The sequence below is a fragment of the Ralstonia sp. VS2407 genome (assembly GCF_052950655.1).
In genome coordinates, this window is the sequence record NZ_JBRFVG010000239.1 from 1 (window position 1) to 473 (window position 473).

Consider the following 473-nt stretch of genomic DNA (forward strand, 5'->3'; position numbering starts at 1 on the left):
AGATCGGACTCCGTACGGGCAACCAGTTCACCAACAGTGTGGATGCCTTCGCGCTTCAGGCAGTTGTAGGAACGGACAGTGAGATCAAGATCATCGATCGGCATGGAGTATGCAGCAATGTGATCATGCTCAACGGGGGAAGGCCCAAGTTCAATGCCTTCGGCTTCAGTATTGAGTTCGCGGCAAAGACCGAAGAGCTCAACCAAAGTGGTACCAGCGGAAGCAAGAGCATCGCGCGCAGCGATGGAATTCTTGGTTTCTACGTCAATAACCAGTTTGTCGAAGTCGGTGCGCTGCTCAACGCGGGTGGCTTCTACCTTGTAGGACACCTTCAACACGGGAGAATAGATCGCGTCCATGGGGATACGACCAATCTCGATACCCTGTACTTTGGTGTCGGGGGCGGGCACGTATCCGCGACCACGCTCGACAACCAGCTCCGCGTGCTCTCGCGCATGCAGGTGCTGGGCGGC

1 protein-coding gene is annotated in these 473 nt (G+C 56.2%); it reads right to left on the reverse strand.

From position 1 onward, the window contains the following. On the reverse strand, positions 1–359 hold a 359-nt coding region (locus tag ACU8YE_RS24820; protein WP_446930192.1), incomplete at its 3' end, for a DNA-directed RNA polymerase subunit alpha C-terminal domain-containing protein. Positions 360–473 lie beyond the last annotated feature (114 nt).